We start from the raw sequence: 19,836 nt of genomic DNA on the forward strand, positions 1-19,836 counted from the left end.
GGTCAGAACCCTTGCCGCCAGCGCGCCGCGATCTTGACGTTGCGTCCCGGCTGGCTGACGCCGGCGGCGATCACCTCATAGTCCGCATCCGTCACGTTATCGACGCCGAGATCGACGCGAAGCCCGCGCAAGGCGCCGCGCGAAGGCTCCCAGACGAGATAGACGTCGCCCGTGGCGTAGTCGTCCCGGAACAGGCTTGGATCATTCGCTTTTTCGAAGTCGCCGGCGATGGTCACCCGCGCGCCGAGCCGCATGTCGAGCGGGCGGAGCTTCACTCCGCCGTCGATGAAAAAGCGATCGGGCGAGAGAACGCCGACGAAGTCGCCCGTATCGACGTTTTCGCCGTCGATCGTCGCATAATTGGCGCGCGCGTAGACCCATTCTGAATCGTATTGGGCTTCAAGCTCGACGCCGGAAAGCTTCGCATTCGTCACGTTCACATTGCGGCTGAAATTGCCGAACGCCTCGCCGGAGCCGCAGGGCGGGAAGGGCGCGCCGAAGCAGCCGGCAGGGATGCTTACTTCAAGGTCGATGAGATTGGTCACGTCTGATTCGTAATAGGACGCCTTTGCCGTGAAAGAGTCGCCGCGCGATAGAATGTCGTTGAAATCGACGCCCGCGCCGACTTCCCATGTCTCGGATTCCTCAGCGACGAGATCCGGGTTGGCGATGAAGAAGTTTGTTACGAATGTCGGCGGAAAAGGCGGGATCGCCGACATGTCCGGGATCTGGAAATGGACGCCGTCGGCATAGATTTCGTTAAAGGAGGGCGCGCGGAACGCTTCCGCCCAGTTGCCGAAAAGAATGAGCTGCGGGAGCGGCTTGTAGGAGACGCCGATCTTGGGAGAGACGGCAGAATCCTCCGTATTCTGCTGGTCGGGCGCTTCGTTCTCGAAGCGGTCCCAGCGGACGCCGGGAATAAGCGTCAGCACGCCCGGCGCGCCGAGCGGTCGCTCCAGCGCGAGTTCGCCTTGTGCGAAAGCGCCGTAAAACCGGCTCTTCGCATTCGGAACGCCGCCGCGGGTCCCGTCGGGGCTCGTGTTGTCGCGGCCGGTCTGTTCATCGACGTAAAACTCGCCGCCATAGGTCAGGGTCAGCGTCGCGCGCCGGCCGAAATCGAAACGCGACCGATTATCGAGGGCGACGCCGGTCGTCTCCACAATCCGCGAGACGACGCGCGTCGATTCCCGTTCGTCTTCCGTCACGTCGTTCCGCGTATGATACGCGGTCAGATTGAGGTCGATCAGCGCAGAGCCGGGGGCGAAGTTGACGACGCCCTGAACGGTGTCGCTCTCGATCTCTCGGTCGACCAGCTCGTTGCCGGGGCCGGCGATATTCTCGCCCTGCGGGTTGTTGGGATCGACCGAATCGCCGCGATAGCGGATCCATGAGGCCGAGACCGTCCAGGCGTCGGCCGGGCGCGCGGTCGCTTTCAGAAGCGAGGAGGCGACTTGATCGTCCGCAGGCAGATCGAGTCCGCTGCCGAGCGCGATGTCGCCGGATTTCCGATAGGTGAAACCGCCCACCATGTCGAGCCGTCCGTCGGCCGATCGCCAGGCGCCGGAGGTCGAAAGGCGCCATTCGTCGTTCACGGACTGAAATCCGGCCCCGGCTTTCACGCCGGCCGCCTGGCCTTCTTCGAGAAAGTCCTCCGCCGTCACGGTTCGAAGCGCGACGACCCCGCCCAGCGCGCCGGAGCCGTAAAGGGCCGAGGCCGGTCCGCGCACCACTTCGACGGCTTTCAACAGGTCGGGGTCGACGAAAAACCGTCCGTCGTGTCCGGACAGAAAACTCTGCCGCGCGCCGTCGAACAGGACGAGCACGCCTTCCCCTTCGAGCCCGCGAATAGTCGGCGTCTCCCCCGCGCGGCGCGGCCCGCCGTCGAAGCGCGCGCCGGGAATCGCCTGAAAAACGTCCGATACGGTCGAAGGATTGAGATCGTCGATGACGTCGCGTTCGATGACGCTCGCCTGGCCGGGATAGTCGAAAGCCGGCATCGGATTGCGCGTGGCGTAGACGGTGATGACGTCAAGCTGCGCGAGCCGAATTTCCGGCGGAGCGGATTGGCTCTCCGACGCTGATTCTTCCGTCTCGGCGATTCCCGCGGCTCCCAGGGCCGCGCTATCCGGCGTCGTTTGCGCCGCCGCCCCGAGAGAGATCGCGGCCGTCGCGACGCCGCCTAGAAATACGCTTCTCATAATGCCCCGCCTTGTTGAGAATGGCTCGCAATTGCGTCTCTCTAACCGGGGAAAAACAAGATTGCAAGTCAGAATCGTTCTCAATATAACGCGATCGCGGCTTCGGCCACGGGTGCGATCGCAGCGCGCTTCGCGGCCCGGCGCGCAGGACGGCTGACGGCGGAAGGAATAACGGGGATGACCATGCGCAGGAAAACTCTGGCGGCTGGCGCGGCGGCGCTTGTATGCGGGCTCACGGCGGCAGGTTGCGCGGGAACGGGCGCGGACCGCGCAGGCTTTTCGCATCCGACGGAAGCCGCCGGCGCTTTCGCCGAGACGCGCCGCGCGAAGTTCGAACTGGACCGGCGCGCGATTCTGGCGATGGCCGGCGACTATCGCGTTGCTTTCAGCTTCACCGAGACGGTTCCCTTCATCGAGGGCTATGATCCGAAGCCGCCCTACAAAACCAGCGGCGACGAGATCGTGCGCGTGATCGAGGACAGGGGCGATTTCATCAGCCTCCAGCATATTCTCGTCGTCGGCGGCGAGGAAAAGATTCCGGTCAAGCACTGGCGTCAGGACTGGATTTACGAACCTGAAGAAGTGATCGAGTTCGTCGGCGGTGCCGCCTGGCGCGTGCGCGCGCTGTCGCCGGCCGAACGCAAGGGAAAATGGGCGCAGATCGTCTATCAGGTCGACGACGCGCCGCGCTACGGCGCGGTCGCCGAGTGGCGGCACGAAAACGGCGTGTCCGAATGGACCTCGCCGCCGAGCCTGCGGCCGCTGCCGCGCCGCGACGCGACCAAGCGGGACGATTACGACGCCATCCTCGCCGTCAACCGCCACGCCATCGCGCCCTGGGGGTGGGTCCACGAGCAGGATAACTCCAAGCTGGCCCTGCGCGGGAAAGATCGCATCCTGGTTCGGGAGATCGGGGTAAACACTTATACGCACGCTGACGATATTGCTGCTGAGGTCGCCGAAGACTATTGGGCCGCCACCAAAGGCTTTTGGGCTGGCGTTCGCGCGGAATGGGCGCGCATCGCCGCGCAGAGCAAGCTCTTCGGGCTGACGATACAGGGAGAGCCCGAAGCGCTCTACGACCCCGTTCTCGCGCTCGCCGGGGCGGCGGCCGACGGCGCCATGACCGAGGCCGAGGCGCTCGCCGAGGCGCGCGCCGTCATCGCGCGATATGCGACGACCGCGCCCGGCGCGCTCGAAGAGCGCCTCGCCGCAGCGCGCGCGGAGTGACCGCCAAACCGCAAGAAGAGCCTTTGCAAAACGACGAAGAAACCGCCCTCCGAAGATCCGGGGGCGGTTTCCTGGCGCTTCTCGCTCGGACGAAGCAGAAGAAAACGCCGGCGGCGCGCGTCTAGCTTGCGTTCGCGTCGACCCCGGCGACCCAGCCGATGCACCCGGCGACGTCGTTGAGAGCATGCTCGCCGAGGCAGAAAGCCTCTTCGTAAGGCGCGCGCGTCGCCGCAATGCACTGGCGCAGCGTCAGCGACGCCATCGACAGGCAACGCTCGGCGCGGTCGTTCTTGGCGTAAACGTCGACCAGCTTTTCGTTGACCTCGCCGACGGCGTAGCGTGCGGCGAGATTGAGCACGCGGTCGAGAATCACCTGCGCGTTGGGCTCGTCATTGCCTCTGGCGCGGCCATGGGCGCCCCAGTCAGGGGCCCAGGCTTCGTCGACGCTGGCGAGCATCGGCGCGACGACCCCGCTCTTGGCGGCGGCCTGAAACGCGGGAACCGGCGTCGCAGGCCGCGAGCGGGCGTAGGCGGCCGCTTCGCTCAGCCGCTGCTGGCTCGAAGCGATGCGGCTCTTGCCCCAGCTCGTGCGTTGCATGGCGTATGCCTGTTCCTTGAACGCTTCGCCAAGCGCGGCGAAGCGGGTCGCGTCCTGAGCCGTCACCGCGAGCACCCGGTTCATCGCCTCTCTCGCGCCCGGAAGTTTGCGCGGATAGCTCGGGTCGGCCGCAAGTTTGGCCAGAAAGGCGTCGCGTCCGGCGAGTCCGGTCTTGCGGTCTTTCTTGGCCTTCATTTCCTTTTCCAGCGCTTCGGCGAACTCAGGCGTGTCGGCGGCCACCAGCGCGGCGTAGGCGACCCAGCCGCTCGAAAGGGCCATCGAGTCGTGCGAAGACAAGCGCAAATGCGCTTCGCGGGTGGTCTTGGCGCTGTCGAAAGGCGTAGCCTCGATGACCGCCACGTCGCTGCGGAACCGCACATACTCCGCCGCCCGGCGCTCCAGCGCGCTCTGGCGCGGCTGGGCGAGCGTGTCGGCGGCCACGGTGGTCGATGCAGCAGCCCCCAGCACCACGGCGGCCGCCAAAAACGGCCGCCTCGATCGCCGAAGGATGGCGCAAGAAAGGCGTCGGCCGCCGCGCGACGAGGCCGAAGCGGCCGGCGAATCGTTACGCAACATAGAATCCCTCTCCCGTTGCAGGCGCCCCTGATGCAGGCGGCCTCCACGTCTAACGCGCCCCTGCCTAAAAACAGTTTGGCCATACTAGCGGCATTCGAGACAAATTCGAGGCGTTCGCGCCGGCGGTCAGCGTCAATTTTCGGCAAGTTTGCGCAGCGGCCCGCTTCTCGCCGGCGACAAGGCCGGTCATGTTCAGTGTTTGTTAACGATGGGGCGGCCAAAGTAAGCCAGACGTTAACCTTGGTCGCCAGGACGTTAACCGCTCATGCTGACGCGCGCCTTCGCAGTTCTGAAGAAACGCCTGGGCCTGTTGGCCCGCGCAGGCGGCGAAGCGGTCTGGGACGGCGGGCCGGGCGCCTGCGTGGCGCTGGTGGATCGGGCGGGCCGGCTTCGCGATCTTTCCGACGGCGCCGCGCCTGTTCTGGGCGCGCCGCGCGCCCGGCTTATCGGGCGCGATTTCACGAGTCTGTTCCGCAGCGAAGATCGGCCGGCCGTCGAGCGCGCGCTTTCGCTTGGCGGCGCGGCCGGACGGATCGTTTGCGCCCTTGCGGAGCCTGCGCCGGAAGGAGCCCCGCGCCGGGTGGAGGTCGCGACGAGCCTGCGCGCCGACGGCTCGCGCGCCGCGCTCATTCTGGACCGCAACGAAGAGATCGAGGAAGCCGCCGCCTTGCGGGCCGAGGCCGAAGCCGCTCGCCGGGAAGCGAAAGAGCGCGCCGACCTGCTCGCCGATCTCAGCCATGAGATGCGCACGCCCCTCAATGCGGTCATCGGCTTCGCCGAGGCGATGAACGAGGAGACCTACGGTCCTCTCGGCCATGCGAAATACGCCGAATACGCCCGGCATATCCGCGCGTCCGGCGGGCATCTGCTCGATCTGGTCTCGTCGATCCTCGACCTCGCGAAAATCGAGGCGGATCGGTTCTCGCTCAAGCGCGAGCGGACCGACGTGGGCGCGCTGGTCGAAGAATGCGCCGGCATGGTCCGTCTGGCGGCCGAGCGCGCCGGTCTCGCGCTGGACGTCGAGATCGAAGAAGAGCTTCCCGAAAGCTTCCTTGATCCGCGCGCCGTCCGGCAGATTCTTCTCAACCTTCTGTCCAATGCGGTGAAGTTCACGAGCGACGGCGGCGTCACGCTGAAAGCGCTGCGCGAGGGCGACGAGATCGTCCTGGTCGTGCGCGACACCGGCGTCGGCATGAGCAAGGCCGAGCTCGCCAAGCTCGGCGCGCGTTTCACGGCCGCCCATGGCGACGGCGTGCGCGGCGCGAAAGGCGCCGGCCTCGGTCTCGCGCTCGCTTTCGCGCTGGCCGAGCTGCATGGCGGATCGATGAAGCTCGACAGCGCGCCGGGCGAAGGCGTGACGGCGAGGGTGCGCCTGCCGATCGCCGCGCCCGCCGCGCCAGCTCGCGTGCGGCGGCTATCGTCGGGGCGCGGCGAAGAAGCTGACGCTCATGCGCGAAAGCCCGCGATCTTGACCCAGCTTGAGCGAATCGAAGCCTATCGTCGCGAGCGCGCCAGCGCCGCCTGACGTAGGCGCATTTATTCTCTGCGTCTTGGGAAGTCTGCACCCGTCTGCGCGCCGCTTTGACAGGGCGCGGCGATCTCGCACATGCTCCCGCCATGCCGACGTCGTCGCGCCTGAAGACCGAAATCCGCGTGGCCGCGCATCTGCGCCGGGCGCAGGCGGCCGGCGCTTTTGCGCATATCGCGCGCAAAGGCGATCCGGATGCGGGCGCGATCGCCGTCAAGGTGTTCATGGGCCGTCTGGAAACGGGGCCTGTCGCGCGGCTTTTCATTCAGAGCCGCAACGAAATGGGAGAGACCATCTGGCGGGAGCCTTTCGATGGTCCGGTTCCGGAGGAAAGGGCGGACGATTGGCTCGCGCGCGAGCGCCGCATCGATCCCGATCTGTGGATCGTCGAGGTGGAGGATCGCCAGGGCCGCAGCTTCGTGGAGTAGCCTGCAATGACAAACGCCGCGCTGACTGGCGCGGCGTTCGCTCGGGATCCCGCCTGTCGCGCCGCCGGCGCCGCGCAGACAGCGGCGCGCGGCGTGCGCTCGTTAAATGGATTCCTTAAGATCTTTCGCTGGGCGGAAGGCGATCTTCTTGCTCGCCTTGATCTTGATCGGTTCGCCGGTTGCGGGGTTGCGGCCCATGCGCGCCGGGCGGTGACGGACCTGAAGGATGCCGAGACCCGCGATGCGGATCTTCGATCCTTTCTTCAGATATTTGCCGATCAGCGAGACGAAGTCGCCCAGCGCGCCTTCGGCCTGCTTTTTCGGCAGATCGTGAGAGGCGGCGATCTCCGCCGCCAGATGCTTGAGCGTGAGGACGGCGGGCGTCCCCTTGGCGGCGGTCTTTTTCGCGGCCGCTTTCTTCGCGGGCGCTTTTTTGGCCGTCGTCTTCTTCGCGGCGGTCTTCTTCGCCGTAGTCTTCTTTTTCGCTGCCATTGGATGTCCTCTAATGATGCGGGCGAATCCCGAGCGCGCACAGAATCACGCGATTCGCCGTTTAACAAGCGTTTTTAGAGGCTCCAAGCCCTGTCCGCGTCCTTTGAATGTCCGCGTTTTCGGGCCGGACGAGGGGGCGGAAACTCCCTACCCACGGGGGTTTTCGCCCTTCGCGCGCCGCCGATCTGTATTCACGCTCCCGCCTTCTGTATTTGTTTCCATACGCCTTATGATGAAGAAATGCCGATTTTTTCGATATTTTCCGTGCCATCAAAGGTGTTCGATTAATATATCGCACACGGATTATCTTTTGAAATCCCCAAAAGAAATCTCGCCCCGCCGGGCCGGCGCGGCGAATGCTCGCCGAGCGGCAAGGCCCGTTCCGGGCGGCGAAAAAATTTTCGCCCGGCGTCCGGCGAAAGCGCGCGCCGGCCTTTTCGCCCGCCAGGGCGCGAATCGGCCGCCTCTCGCGCGCCGGGCGCAGGGCGTTGAAATATGGCGGCGCGGCGGCCGACCTCGACCCATCTCCGCCAAATTCGCTTCTAGAATGAGCCTGTCGAAAGCCGGCTGGGGCGAGCCAGGGAGGTTTCGATGAGCAGACTCTTTCGACTGACCGCGCCCCTCGCGGCTGGTCTCGCCGTGCTGGGCCTGACGGCCGCCGCCGCAGGGCATCGCGACGGGCGGCCGCCATATTGCGCGATCGACCACGACCATCGCGCGCATCATCACGACTATTACGACTATCACCCTCACGACCGATATTATCGCGCAGAGCCTTACAGCGCCGGCGCGAGCGTGACGGCGCGCATCGGCGGGCCCGATTACGACGGCCGCTATTACGAGGGACGGAGCGACTATCGCCGGGCCCATCCTCATCGCGGCTCAAAGGTCGTGAAGCGGCGGGTTTTCGACACACGCTATCGCGCGCGGATCGTGCTTGTAGAAGAGCTGTTCTACGGCCGACGCGGCCGCGATCTCGTCTGCACGGTCTCGGTGCATGGTCCTGACGCGCGCTACGTGCCGTGGGGCCGCGTGCGCAGCATCGCGGCGCGCAATTGCTCGCGCCGCGCCGAGGTCCGTTATTACGCATGAGCTGTCGGGATCGGGGAAAGCAGATTGAGGAACAGGATCGGCGCCCATCATTCCCGATCCCCGATCCCTTCGCTTATCCCGCCAGCCGAGGAGCGACGGCGGCGATGGAGGTCTTCTTTTTGCGTTCGAGGTCCGCCAATGGCGTATGGCGCGCGCGCCAGAAGCGCATCACGCGTTCGGCCGCTTCCTGCGGGATCTTCATATAGATTTCGAGCATTTGCGCGCCGGATTTCTGTTCTTCCGGCGTCTTTCGCAGGCCGACGATCAGCTTGGCGAAAGTGGCGCGCTCGATTCCGGCCGCGCGGCAGGCGACGGCGAGGGATTCCCATGACCGGTCCTGCAGGATCGTCTGCGCGGCGCGGATGTCCACGCCGACGCAATAGGCGAAGGCGAGCATGAACTCCGCCGGCCGGCGCGCGTCGAGCATCTGCCGCAGAAGGCGTTCGTTGAGAGAGCGCGTGCCGATTCGCGACCGTATGAACTGGCGGGCCGTTTCGAGCGGGTCGGGGCTCGTTTCGGCGGACGGCGCGAGGAGTCGGCTGCGGCAGGCGTCGATCGCCGCGTCGATCAGCGCGGGATCGAGCATGTCGGCCTTGCGCAGGATCTCGCGCTTCAACGGCGAGGCGACGGCGAAGTAAAGCCGCGTCATCAGAAGCGGCGACAGATCAGGCCGCGCCGTCAGCGGCGCCTGCAATTCGGGAATCGCGCGCGCCTGCGCGACGAGGGCGGCGAGGGACGCATCGTTAAGTCTGGCGCCCCGGTTGCGCGCAAGATAGACCAGCCCGGCCTTCTCGCCGCGCGCGACGATCGCCGCGGCGAGGCGCGCGCTGACTGCGCGCCGGCAGGCGAGGGCGGCGACATGCGCCGGGCCGCCGTGTTGCGCGATGGCGATCAGGTCCTCTTCCGTGAGCGCGGCGCTGCGGCGCAGAACGGGCTCGGCGATCTCGATAGCCTCGTCGGCGGCGAGGCGCCTGACGAGCGCGCGCGGCGCGCCGTCAGCGGCTGCGAATCGTTCGGCGAGAAGCCGGCGCGTTTCAGGCGTCGCGCGCGCCGCCAAAGCGCAAAGCGTTTCGTCGAATGCGGCCGCATCGCATTTTCCGGGGGCGGCGAGGCGAAGATCGGTCAGCGCGCAAGCGAGTCGGTCCAACCCTGCGCGCCGGTCGCGCCGGGCTTCCTCGATCAGCGCCAGAAGGCGCGCTGCGCCGCCGGACATGCCATTCCCCCAAACAGTAGAAGCGCTCGTCTCGCGCGACGCGCGTAAAGAATTCGTGGCGGAAAAAATTCAAATCCGCCGCAACCGGTGGCGCCGCCGGCTCGCACCGATTAAAAGGGCCCGAAGGAGCGCTTATGAAGAACCCGGCGAAGTTGACTCTCCTCAGGATTGCGGCCGCCTTCGGTATGATGTCGGCGGCGGCCTGCGAGACGGGCTCGATTTACGGCTCCGGCGGCGGAGGGGTGAATTTCGCTGTCGGATCGACGCTCGCGGCCTCTCTTTCCGGACGCGATGTCGAGGCGCTCTATCCCGCCTTCGTCAGCGCGATGGAGGCTGGGCGCGCCGGCGCGCCCGTCGCCTGGCGCGGGCCGAACGCTTCCGGCGAAGTGACGCCGGGGCGCTATCTCGTGGGCAATTTGCGCAGCGACCCGCAGGCGACGCTGCCTCTCGGCGCGCCGATCAGCCTTGCTGATCCGATGGAGATCGAGCTCGGCCTGCATGCGCTCACCGCCAACTCTAATGTGCGCGCCGGCCCGTCGCTGGAGGCCAGGGTGTTGGAACAGCTTCCTGCCGGAACCGGCGTGGACGCGGTGGGCAAGGTCGCCGGCAAGCCGTGGATGCTGGTCGCGCTCGACGGGCAGATCCGCGGCTACATCCATGAAAGCCTGATGATAAAGGCGCCGGGGGCGGAGCTCATGCTCGCCGGCGGGCCGATGCGCCGGCCTCATCCGTGCCGCGCGTTCGAGCAGACTCTTTCAGTCGGCGGACGAACCGATCGCTGGTCGGGCGTGGCCTGCGAGCGCGGCGCGGGCTGGCGCGTGGAGCCGGCGCCCGAAAATGCGCCGACGCGGCTGTTTTAAAACGCTTTTTAAGCCCGTCGGCGATCTTTCACTTCATCGTGATTGCGCTTGATTTACCAATTCGCGCCTGACGCGATTAGGCTCCTTCGTACGGGATCGGGCAGCGGGAATGGGATTTCTCATCAGCGCTCGTTTCCGTGCAACATCGTCATGAAACGAGGGAGCGTCTGCTCATGAAGAAAAGTTCATTCGCCGGAAAATCTGTTCTTGCGGGCGCGCTGAGCGCGGCCGCGGCTCTCGCCGTCGTCGCCGGCGCGCATGCTGGCGAGAAGAAAGGCATGGAAAAGTGCTACGGCGTCGCGCTCGCGGGCGAGAATGACTGCGCCGCCGGACCAGGCACGTCGTGCGAAGGCACCTCGACGATCGATTATCAGGGCAACGCCTGGAAGCTGGTGCCGGCGGGAACCTGCGAGTCGATCTCCCTGCCGGGCGGACGCTCGGGCAGCCTCGATCCGCTTGATCGCGACCTGCCGGACGCGTGAGCCGTTTTTCCCAAAACCCGATCCCTGCGCTTGGCGCAGGGATCGGCCTGAAGCCGCATCATTACCGCGCCGCGCTCGACGGCGCGGACGGGCTCGATTTCTTCGAAGTCCATGCGGAGAATTTCATGGGCGACGGCGGCCCGCCCCATCGCTGGCTGGCCGCGATCCGGGAAACGCGCGCCTTATCCGTACACGGCGTATACCTGTCTATCGGCGGACGGAACGATCTCGACAAGGATCACCTTGCGCGATTGAGACGCGTCGTCGACCGTTACGATCCGGCGATCGTCTCCGAGCATCTCGCCTGGAGCGCGGACGGCGGCGTGTTTTTCAACGATCTGATCGCGCCCCCGCTGACCAGCGCGGCGCTGGCGCGAACCTGCGATCATGTGGACGAGGTCCAAGAAGCGCTGGGCCGCCGGATTCTGATCGAAAATCCGTCCTCCTACCTTGCGCCGGCGACGGTCGAAATTCCCGAGACGGATTTTCTGAATGAACTCGCACGGAGAACTGGTTGCGGGATCCTGCTCGATGTGAACAACGTTTATGTGAGCGCGTTCAATATCGGCTTCGACGCGGAATGTTATATCGATGCGATCGACGCCGGCGCGGTGGGCGAAATTCATGTCGCCGGCCATGCGGTCGATCGCTTCGACGACGTCGTGATCCGCGTCGACGATCACGGCTCGCCGCCGCCGCCGCCGGTGCTGGCGCTGCTGGAGCGCTTCGCGCGCCGCGCGGGGCTGCGCCCGGTCCTGTTCGAATGGGACACCCGTCCTCCAGCGCTCGACGCCCTGGCGCAAGAGGCGCTCGCCGCGAAAGAGATTATGCGCGCGGCCGGAGAAGGAGCCGTTCATGCCTCCTGATCCGCTAACGGACGATATGTGGTACGACGCGCTGGGCGCGGCCATTCTGGCGAAGGCGTCGCCGCAAGCGTTTCCCATGGCGGTCGGCGACGAAAAGCGCGTCGAAGCGGGCGTGCTCGTTTATCGCAATAATGTGCGTGCGGCTTATTCGCGCGCGCTGGCCGACGCGTTTCCGGCGGTGAAGAGTCTGGTGGGGGAGGAATTCTTCGCCTATCTCGCCCGCGCTTATTTCGACCATGCGCCGCCGCGCGCGCGGCTCGTCGCGCGGTACGGCGACGGGCTGCCGGCCTTTCTGGAGGCGTTCGAGCCGGTCGCGCATCTCCCCTATCTGCCTGACGTCGCGCGCCTGGAGATCGCCTGGCTTAAGGCTTATCATGCGGCGGAAGCGACAAGCCTCGCGCCGGCCGACATCGCGGCCGCGGCAGGGGAGAACCCGGATGCGGCGCGGGCGCGACTACACCCGTCTGCGCAACTTCTCGAATCGGCCTGGCCGGCCGCGACCATCTGGCGGCGCGCGCGCAGGGAGCAAAAAGGCGCGCTGAAGCTCGACGCGACGCCCGAGCGCGTCCTCGTCATCCGCCCCGAGAGCGCAGTAGACGTGCGTCTTCTGTCGCCCGGCGCGCATGCCGCGCTCGGGGCGCTCGCCGCCGGAGCGACGTTTTCAGACGCCGTCGAAGCCGCGCTCGGCGCGGACGCGGCGGCTGCGCCGGAGGCTGTCTTCAGCGAGATCATGGCCGCCGGCGCGATTACGAAAGTTTTCCTTACATAGGAATAGGAGGCGGGCATGCTGAAGAGGCTCTATGCGTCGTTCGCGCGCATGTGCGGGAAGGTTCCTTATTCGCTGACGGCGTTCGTCTGCAGGGTCGCTGCGGCCGTGCCGTTCTGGCGCTCGGGACAGTCGAAGCTCGAAGGCGGCGACATTCTCGGCGTCAAATACGAGCTGTTCTCGCTGAAAGCGTCCAAGATTTATCTGTTCTCGGACGTCTACGGCTTTCCCGAAGCGATCGCGCCCTTCGTCGCGCAACTGACGGCGCTTGGCGAGAATCTTCTGCCGCCGATGCTTGTTTGCGGGATTCTCACCCGTTTCGGCGCTCTCGGCCTGCTTGTGATGACGGCGGTCATACAGTTCTATGTCTTTCCCGAAGAGTTGTTAAAACCCAACGGCAACTGGTCGCTGCACCTGCTCTGGGCCGCGCCGCTGCTCGTGGTGCTTACGCATGGACCCGGGAAGTTCTCCGTGGACGCGCTCATAGGCGGGCGTCAAAGGACTTCCGCGTAAAGGCGAAGGGCGTCGTCATAGGTCAGCTCGCGCGGGTTGTTCTGCAACAGTCGCGTGATCTTCATGACGTCTTCGGCCATGCGCGGCAGGTCGTTATGGGAGATCCCGACCTGCGACAGGCGCTGCTCGACGCCGGTGGAGGCGCAGATCTGCGCGATCTTCGCGATGAAGGCGTCGGCGCGCTCGACGAAGCCGCCGGTCGCCTCTGCGCCGATGACGTCGCCAAGCTCGGCGTAGAGCGGCGCGGCGGCTTCGAGATTGAAGCGCAGGACCGGCGCCAGCATCAATGCGTTCGAAAGCCCGTGCGGCACGTGAAACAGCGCGCCGATGGGATAGGCCATGGCGTGCACCGCCGCGACCGGCGCGTTGGCGAAAGCCTGCCCGGCCAGCATGGCGCCGCGCAGCATCGCCTCGCGCGCGGCGAGATCGTCCGGCGCCTCGCAGGCGCGCACGATGTTGTTCGCCAGCAGCGATAGCGCCTCGCGCGCCAGCATGTCGGAGATTGGATTTTTCTTGAGCTTCGTCGTGTAGGCCTCGATCGCGTGCACCATCGCGTCGATTCCGGTGGCCGCCGTCGCCGCGCGGGGCAGGCCGAGGGTGAGGGCGGCGTCGAGCACGGCGACGTCGGCGAAAAGCTGGTCGGCGACGACGCCCATCTTCTGGTCGTCCTCGGTGGTGATGACGGCGATGTCGGTGACCTCCGAGCCGGTGCCGGCGGTGGTGGGCGCCAGCGCGAGCGGCGCGCGCGCGCCCCTGACCGCGCCGACGCCGTATATCTCTTCGAGATGCTGGTCTGAATTCATCAGCACGGCGACGATCTTGGCCGTGTCCATGGACGAGCCGCCGCCGAGTCCGATGACGCCGTCGGCGCCGGCCGCGCGCGCGGCTTCGATCGCGCGGCGCACGATGGGCGCAGGCGGGTCGGCGGCGACCTCGCTGAACACGGTCGGCGTCAGGCCGGCGGCCTTGAGACTGTCGAGCGCCGGCGCGACGAGACCAGAGTCGAGCAGGAACCGGTCCGTAACGAGGAACGGGCGCGTCATCCGCCCGGCGACGATCTCGCCAATACGCGCCGCCGCGCCCGTCTCGAAGACGATATGCGGAACGGTTTTGAAGACGAATCCCATGACGCCCTCCTGATCCGCCGGATCGGCATGATATGCGCCCGGCGAGCGGACGACAAACGCGCGGCGCAGCCGCGAACGGCGGCGTCAGTAATAGCCCAGCAGGAGCAGCCGGCTCATGATGAGGGCGAGAAGAATGACGGCCCAATAGACGAGCCGCGTCTTCCACGCGGCGCGCGCGCCGCCGCCCAGCCACAGATAGATCAGCACGCCGATGATGATGAGATAGCGCCACGCCGCGCCGAGAGCGAGGTGAAACGCCCCGCCCGGCCAGAGCGCGATCCAGACGGCGAGGGCGGCGATGAGATAGCGGATCGCGCCGCGGCGCCCGCCCGCGTCGGCGCCGGCGAGGAAGGCCGCGCCGACGCCCCCATAGGCGAGCGCCATCTGATGCATGTCGAGCGCGAAGCTCAAAGGCAGCGCCCAGGGCGCGAGCCAAAGCGCGATCGCGGCGAGCGCGAGCGGGGCGAGCGCGACGAGGCTGAAGCGCGTCATGTCCTCATCATCGCGGCCCATCATTCAGCTCATGAGATGCTGGGCGAAGGCGAGGCCGAAAGACGCCTCCATCAGGATCGTGAGCGGCGCGCGCACGCCGAGATACCAGTCCGGCGCGCCGGAGCCTTTGCGCGTGGCGCGCAGGTCGTCGATCAGCAGGATGGGCAACGCGATGAGAATGAGCAGAAAGCGCGCGCCCGGATCCGCGAGGAAAAACACCGGCAGGGCGAGGACCAGCGGGATCGCGCCGCCCACGAGATGGACGAAACGCGGCCCTTCGGGGCGCATCACCGCCACGCCCCAGCGCACGCCGCCGAAAAAGGCGATCAGGAGCCCGCCATAGATCAACATGAAGCGCTGCGCGCCGGGACCGAGGTCGTCCGGGCGCAATAGAACCAGCAATGCGGCGACGATCAGCGGCAAAGCGCCGGCGTAGGCGAGCACGGCGGCCGCCTGCGGCAGGCCCTGACGGGCGGGGGCGCCGGCTTTTTCGGCGAGATTCGCCATAAGGCCCTCCCTCCGGCCTTACAGTAGCGCACAATTCCTATTTGCGAAACGCCGCGGCCGCCAGCCAGCCTGCGCCGAGCGACATGGCGACGCAGAACAGTCCGTAAGCGATCGGGCGCTGATGGGCGAGGTCGTAGATCCGCCGCTCGATTCCGACCTTGTCGACCGAGAGCGCGGCGCTGTCCTGCGCGATCGCCTCGCCGTCGCGGATCAGATAGACGCGCGCCTCGTATTCGCCGATCGGGGTCGTGGGGGGCAGGTCGATGGCGATCGAGAACAACGGCCCCTTATGAAAGGCGACCGCGCCGGCGATCTCGCGAAAGCGTCCGGTCTCGCGGCCTGCTTCGAGGAAGGCCTCCGTCAGGGCTTGCGCGCCGTGACGGGCCAGGACTTCGCGCGCGCGTCCGTCGCTCGCGTCAAGCCGCGCCGCGATGTCGAGATGGGCCGCGCCGATCTCCAGCGCGCGCCGCAGATCCGGCGGGGCGAAGTCTTCGACGGGCTGCGTCGCGGCGACGATATAAAAGCCTGGCGCGCCCTCGACGCGTATGCCGGGCCCCCTCGTCCAGATGAGCCCGCGCCGCTCCATGGGGCGTATGCGGAAATCCGCGTCCGGGCCGCGCAGCACGGCGACGATGTCGTAAGGCGACGCTTCGTTCGCCGGCGCGGCGAGGCCTTCGACGGCGCCGAATAGTACGATGCGCGCGCCCGCGAAGCCGGCGTCGACCTCGACGACGCTGTCGGTGAGGGCCACGGCGATGTCGTTCGCGCAGGCCGCGTCCGCCGCGAGCAGCGTCAGCAGCGCGCAAATGAGGCCGCCTGTTCTCACAACGCCTCCACGACATAAGGGGCCGGCGGCGGCAAAACGAGGCCGAAAGCCAGCCGGACGCAGACGGCGAGCACGATGAGGGCCAGGAGCGCGCGCAACTGCTCCGCCTTCAGAAGAACGCCGATGCGCGCGCCGAGCTGGGCGCCGATCACGCCGCCGGCCAGCAGCAGCAGCGCCAGCACGATGTCTACGGTGTAGTTCGCGGCTGCGTGCAGCACCGTCGTGACGGCGGTCACGAACATGATCTGAAACAGCGAGGTTCCGACGACCACATTGGTCGGCATCTGCAGCAGATAAATCATGGCCGGCACCATGATGAAGCCGCCGCCGACGCCCATGACCGCCGAGAGCACGCCCACGAAATAGCCGAGAACGAGCGGAGGCAGCGGGCTTATGTAAAGCTGCGAGCGGCGAAACCGCATCGCGAAGGGCAGGGCGGCCATCCACGCCGTGCGCCGCCTGCGGCGTTTCCTGGCGCCGGGTTCGGCGCTGCGCAAAAGCTTGCGCAGGCTTTCGGCGAGCATGAGCGCGCCGATCAGGCCCAGAAAGATCATGTAAGCCAGAGAAATGAAGACTTCGATCTGACCCGCCTCGCGCAGACTGCGGAAAATCGCGACGCCGGTGAGCGCGCCGGCCGCGCCGCCGGCGACCAGAATCCAGCCCATCTGGAAATCCACAGCCTTGCGCCTGAGATGCGCCGTCGCGCCGGATACGGACGAACCGACGATCTGCGCCGCTTCGGTGCCGACTGCGACGGCGGGCGGAATGCCGTAAAAGATCAGAAGCGGCGTCATCAGAAAGCCGCCTCCGACGCCGAACATGCCGGACAGAAAGCCGACCGCGCCGCCGAGCATGACGACGACGAAGGGATCGACCGGCATTTCGGCGATGGGCAAGTAAATCTGCATGAACGCGCGATCCCGGCGGGCGCTTCCGGCTAGGCGGGTCTCGGGGCGCTTGTCAACGCCAAACGGGCGCACCGCTTCAGGAGGCCGGCGCCGGTTCGTTGGCTTCCGGGTCCGGCGTTTGAGGAGTCCAGGCCGCGACCGACTGGTCGAGGGCGCGCCGCTGTTCCGCAGGCAGGCCGCTGGCGAGTCCGTCGGCGAGCGCGCGCGCCTGCTCGTCGCCGTTCCGAGCGGCCAGCGCGTACCAGAAATAGGCCTTGGCGGCGTCCTGATAGGGCGCGTTGGCTTCGTTTCCGCCGGGGTGGTAGAGGGCGCCGAGATTGTATTGGGAATCGACGAGGCCGAAACCCGCCGCCTTCTCGAACCAGGCGATGGCGGCCTCCGGGTCGGCCGGCCCGCCCTGGCCGCGCGCGGCCATTACGCCGGCGCGGTGCATGGCGAGCACGTTGCCGCCGTTGGCGGCCCGTTCGTACCAGGCGCGGGCCGCAGCGAGATCCTGGGGCGCGCCCTGGCCTAGCTTGTAGAGCTCGCCCAGCTGGAGCTGCGCCGGCGGATGGCCGAGCGCGGCCGCCTGTTCGAGGCCCTTCAGCGCCTCGCGCGTGTCGGCGTCATTGCGGGCGTTTTTGAGCCGGGCCGCGCTTTCGCGATAGAGGGCGCGCGGATCGATCGCCGGCGCAAGCGCGGCGGCTTCGTCCCCGTCCGCCGCCGCCTGGCTGCGCGCCTCCTCCGGTCCGCCGGCGGAGCCGCCGAGGATCGAATCCTTGACAAGAAAGAACAGCGCCGCGCCGGCGAGCACGATCGCCGCGGCGAGCGCGACGGGAACCGGCCGCGCGGCGGCCTGAGCGGCCAGACGGCGCAACCCGCCTGAAATGTCGGGCTCGGACGATCGGGGCGCGTCGTCCTCATGAGCGAGTTGATCTTCGTCTTCGGCGGCGAAAGTCGACGAAGCGCGGGGCCGATCTGTCGCGCGCGCGGCGAGCCGCGCCGTGCGGTCATCGGCGCCGCCGCGCTGCCCGGCGACAAGCCGGCGCTTCATCGCGCCGAGGGCGCCGGTCATGCGCGAGAACATGCCGGGCTCGCGATCGTCCTCGCGCGCTTCGTCGTCGTTCTCGGGCGCGTCCAGGGAGGGCATGTATTTCTGCGTCCGCGCCTCGGCGGGCTCGACCCTGGGCTTGGCTTCGGGCGCAGCGTCGTCGAGCGAGAGGCCTTGCCGGACGAGGCGGCGCCGGCGCAGCTTGGCGGCGAGGGCGGCGCGCTGCTTGGGGCTCAGCCGACGCAGCGCCGCGCTGCGGGGGTCGGCCTTGAGCAAGGGCTCGTCCGCAGCCGGATCGTCCTTCTTGTCGCCGTCGGCCTGTGCGGCCTGCGGCGCGTCGCGATTTGCGGCGAAAAGCGCCCCGTCCGTCGTCTCGCGGAGACGCGCGCGCTCGGCCCGCTTCTCCGCCTCGAAGGCGGCGAAAGCCGCGTCGAGCGCGTCGTCGTCTTCCCCGGCCGTCGCTTCGGCCTCGTCCGGTTCGGGCCGGCCGCGCGCGTCATCCGTGTCGGAGAGCATCGCTGCGGCGTACTCTTCGACGCTCTTGCCGCCGTGGTCTTCTCCGGCGTCGTCGTCGAGGTCGAAGGCGAAGGCGTCCTCGTCGTCCGCCGCTTCATCGCTTTGCAGCTTTTGCTGAGGGGGGCGGCGATAAACGCCGTCGGTCTCGCCCTCCGGGGCGACGCCAATCTCATCGTCATCCTCAATCGACAGTTCGAGGGGCTCGGCGGCGTCGTCGAAGAGCGCGGCGTCCTCGCCGGCCTCGTCGATATCGACGAGTTCCGCCTCGATGTCGGCGTCCGGCTCTGTCTCTTCGCGTCGGCCCGTCTCGGCGCGCGGCGCGGCCTCGATGCGGGCGGCGAGAGCCTCGACTGCGACCTGGAGGCTGGCGATTTTCGCGTCATCGCCTGCTGCGGGACGTTCGAGCCGGTCGCGCAGCGTTTCGACGGTCTCCGAAACTTTCTGAACGGCTTCGGCGCTGCGCCGTTCCGCCGCGTCGATATGATCGGAGAGTTTTCTGATCGCCGCTTCCAGCGTGCGGATCTGGTTGCCGCCGCGCTTTATTTCGTCGCCGAGCGCGCGCAGGCGCGCCCCGGTGCGCTCGACGAAATCGGAATCGCCCGCGCCGGCGGCCTCGGCCTTGAGCTGCGCGGCCTCTGCGGCGATGCGCTCGGCGCGGGCGATGCGCGCCGACATGCCTTCGAGCGCCTCTTTCAGCGGCGCGATCGCCGCGAGCGCGTCGCCCGCGCCGGCCGTCTCCATCTTGCGGGCGAGATCGTCGAGACGCTTTTCGGCCGCTTCGATGCGCGCCTGGGACGATTTATGCGCGGCGTCGAACTGCAGCGCGGCCTGGGCGACCGCCTTTTCGAGCGCCTTGAGCGCGTCGATGCGCTGACGGTCGAACGCCTTCTCTTCGAGCCGCGCAAGGCGCTCTTCGAGCGCCGGGCTGGCGCCCCCTTCGACCGGGCGCAGCCGCTCCAGCCGCTGCAGCCGCTCGACGACGCCGGCGAGATTGCGCGCAAGGTCGTCCACCGCCGCCGCGCTTTTCGATTCCGCCGCGACGATGCGCTTCTTCAGATGCTCCACGGCGGCGACGATGTCGGCGGCCTTGAGCCCTGCGATCGGCCCGCTCGCGCCTTCCGGCGCGCCGACGGCGTAGATCGCCTGATTGAGCCATTCGCCGACGGTCATGCCTTCGCGGCGCGCGGCTTCCTTGGCGGTCTCGCGCGCGTCGCGCTCGATGCCTTTGACGCTCCATGGCGCGTTCGATTTCATGTTCGCCACCGCTTTCGTTTGGTCATTGGAGCGGCCTCCCCCGACGACACCGCGAACGCGGCGCGGATGCCTCGCCGCGGGCGGCGAGGCATCCGGTCGAGCGGTAAGGCGCTTCGCCGCGTTCGCAAAGGGTGAATGCCCTGTCGTTGAGCCATCCGGATAAAGCCCTCCCGCCCATTAACGCCGATTCGGCGCTTCACGCGCCCGCTTCGCGTCTCCTGGGGCGCCGAAAAAGGCTGCGCCGGGCGCTTTACCCGGCTCTGCTCGGGGCTAGATTGGGGAAAAGTTTTCCGCGGCGCTTCTTCGCCGCCGCGCCAAGCCGGAAGGAGCCTGC

19 protein-coding genes are annotated in these 19,836 nt (G+C 67.4%); 9 read left to right on the top strand and 10 right to left on the bottom strand.

All coding sequences use genetic code 11. From position 1 onward, the window contains the following. Window positions 1-2 precede the first annotated feature (2 nt). Window positions 3-2,198: a TonB-dependent receptor domain-containing protein gene (locus tag CHB64_RS13690; protein ID WP_159462510.1), complete on the bottom strand. Its 2,196-nt coding sequence runs from the start codon at window positions 2,196-2,198 to the stop codon at window positions 3-5. Window positions 2,199-2,375: 177 nt separating this feature from the next. On the opposite strand from CHB64_RS13690, the gene CHB64_RS13695 reads away from it, so the two are divergent. Continuing rightward, window positions 2,376-3,428: a DUF6607 family protein gene (locus tag CHB64_RS13695; RefSeq protein WP_200815394.1), complete on the top strand. Its 1,053-nt coding sequence runs from the start codon at window positions 2,376-2,378 to the stop codon at window positions 3,426-3,428. A 121-nt stretch (window positions 3,429-3,549) separates the two neighbouring features. Here the strand turns inward: CHB64_RS13695 and CHB64_RS13700 are convergent, their stop codons facing one another. Next, window positions 3,550-4,509 carry a hypothetical protein gene (locus tag CHB64_RS13700; RefSeq protein WP_143266028.1) on the bottom strand — a complete coding sequence of 320 codons (960 nt, stop codon included), beginning with the start codon at window positions 4,507-4,509 and terminating at the stop codon, window positions 3,550-3,552. Window positions 4,510-4,867: 358 nt separating this feature from the next. Between CHB64_RS13700 and CHB64_RS13705 the strand changes: the two genes are divergently transcribed. Together CHB64_RS13705 and CHB64_RS13710 are read left to right on the top strand one after the other, a co-directional pair. Beyond that, window positions 4,868-6,127: a sensor histidine kinase gene (locus CHB64_RS13705; RefSeq protein WP_089413185.1), complete on the top strand. Its 1,260-nt coding sequence runs from the start codon at window positions 4,868-4,870 to the stop codon at window positions 6,125-6,127. Between the two features lie 92 nt (window positions 6,128-6,219). Further along, complete coding sequence (locus tag CHB64_RS13710) at window positions 6,220-6,558, top strand: DUF1491 family protein (RefSeq protein ID WP_089413186.1); 339 nt, start codon at window positions 6,220-6,222, stop codon at window positions 6,556-6,558. 102 nt (window positions 6,559-6,660) lie between these two features. Here CHB64_RS13710 and CHB64_RS13715 read toward each other — a convergent pair whose 3' ends face one another. Continuing rightward, on the bottom strand, window positions 6,661-7,050 hold the full coding sequence (locus CHB64_RS13715) for an HU family DNA-binding protein (protein WP_089413187.1): 390 nt from the start codon (window positions 7,048-7,050) through the stop codon (window positions 6,661-6,663). Between the two features lie 591 nt (window positions 7,051-7,641). Between CHB64_RS13715 and CHB64_RS13725 the strand changes: the two genes are divergently transcribed. Then, window positions 7,642-8,142 (top strand): hypothetical protein, encoded by a 501-nt coding sequence (locus CHB64_RS13725; RefSeq protein WP_089413189.1) that lies wholly within the window; start codon window positions 7,642-7,644, stop codon window positions 8,140-8,142. Between the two features lie 73 nt (window positions 8,143-8,215). On the opposite strand, the gene CHB64_RS13730 is transcribed toward CHB64_RS13725, so the two are convergent. Beyond that, window positions 8,216-9,355: a DUF2336 domain-containing protein gene (locus tag CHB64_RS13730; protein ID WP_089413190.1), complete on the bottom strand. Its 1,140-nt coding sequence runs from the start codon at window positions 9,353-9,355 to the stop codon at window positions 8,216-8,218. Window positions 9,356-9,489: 134 nt separating this feature from the next. Here CHB64_RS13730 and CHB64_RS13735 point away from each other — a divergent pair, with 134 nt between their 5' ends. From CHB64_RS13735 to CHB64_RS13755, 5 genes are all read left to right on the top strand, one after another. Further along, window positions 9,490-10,215 (top strand): SH3 domain-containing protein, encoded by a 726-nt coding sequence (locus tag CHB64_RS13735; RefSeq protein ID WP_089413191.1) that lies wholly within the window; start codon window positions 9,490-9,492, stop codon window positions 10,213-10,215. Between the two features lie 173 nt (window positions 10,216-10,388). Continuing rightward, the gene (locus tag CHB64_RS13740) at window positions 10,389-10,697 is read left to right on the top strand and encodes a BufA1 family periplasmic bufferin-type metallophore (RefSeq protein ID WP_089413192.1); all 309 of its coding nucleotides are present in this window, start codon (window positions 10,389-10,391) and stop codon (window positions 10,695-10,697) included. Continuing rightward, complete coding sequence (gene bufB / locus CHB64_RS13745) at window positions 10,694-11,563, top strand: MNIO family bufferin maturase (protein WP_089413193.1); 870 nt, start codon at window positions 10,694-10,696, stop codon at window positions 11,561-11,563. Before CHB64_RS13740 ends, bufB begins: the two co-directional genes overlap by 4 nt. Then, on the top strand, window positions 11,553-12,332 hold the full coding sequence (locus CHB64_RS13750) for an HvfC/BufC N-terminal domain-containing protein (RefSeq protein WP_089413194.1): 780 nt from the start codon (window positions 11,553-11,555) through the stop codon (window positions 12,330-12,332). Before bufB ends, CHB64_RS13750 begins: the two co-directional genes overlap by 11 nt. Before the next feature lie 15 nt (window positions 12,333-12,347). Continuing rightward, entirely contained in the window at window positions 12,348-12,842 is a 495-nt protein-coding gene (locus tag CHB64_RS13755; RefSeq protein WP_089413195.1) for a DoxX family protein, read from the top strand. Here the strand turns inward: CHB64_RS13755 and CHB64_RS13760 are convergent. From CHB64_RS13760 to CHB64_RS13785, 6 genes are all read right to left on the bottom strand, one after another. Further along, window positions 12,824-13,969 (bottom strand): iron-containing alcohol dehydrogenase, encoded by a 1,146-nt coding sequence (locus CHB64_RS13760; protein ID WP_089413196.1) that lies wholly within the window; start codon window positions 13,967-13,969, stop codon window positions 12,824-12,826. The two genes, CHB64_RS13755 and CHB64_RS13760, sit on opposite strands and share 19 nt — an antisense overlap. Window positions 13,970-14,053: 84 nt before the next feature. After that, a complete protein-coding gene (locus tag CHB64_RS13765) occupies window positions 14,054-14,461 on the bottom strand; it encodes a hypothetical protein (protein WP_143266029.1) in 408 nt (135 codons plus the stop codon). A 24-nt stretch (window positions 14,462-14,485) separates the two neighbouring features. Continuing rightward, window positions 14,486-14,968, bottom strand: a complete 483-nt coding sequence (locus CHB64_RS13770) for a DUF3429 domain-containing protein (RefSeq protein ID WP_089413198.1) — start codon at window positions 14,966-14,968, stop codon at window positions 14,486-14,488. A 37-nt stretch (window positions 14,969-15,005) separates the two neighbouring features. Then, on the bottom strand, window positions 15,006-15,794 hold the full coding sequence (locus CHB64_RS13775; RefSeq protein WP_159462511.1) for a TIGR02186 family protein: 789 nt from the start codon (window positions 15,792-15,794) through the stop codon (window positions 15,006-15,008). Continuing rightward, window positions 15,791-16,702, bottom strand: coding sequence for a sulfite exporter TauE/SafE family protein (locus CHB64_RS13780; protein ID WP_089413199.1), 912 nt, complete (start codon window positions 16,700-16,702; stop codon window positions 15,791-15,793). Before CHB64_RS13780 ends, CHB64_RS13775 begins: the two co-directional genes overlap by 4 nt. A 76-nt stretch (window positions 16,703-16,778) precedes the next feature. Next, complete coding sequence (locus tag CHB64_RS13785; protein ID WP_089413200.1) at window positions 16,779-19,502, bottom strand: tetratricopeptide repeat protein; 2,724 nt, start codon at window positions 19,500-19,502, stop codon at window positions 16,779-16,781. Window positions 19,503-19,836: the final 334 nt, after the last annotated feature.

This window comes from Amphiplicatus metriothermophilus (assembly GCF_900199215.1).
Lineage (GTDB): Bacteria > Pseudomonadota > Alphaproteobacteria > Caulobacterales > Parvularculaceae > Amphiplicatus > Amphiplicatus metriothermophilus.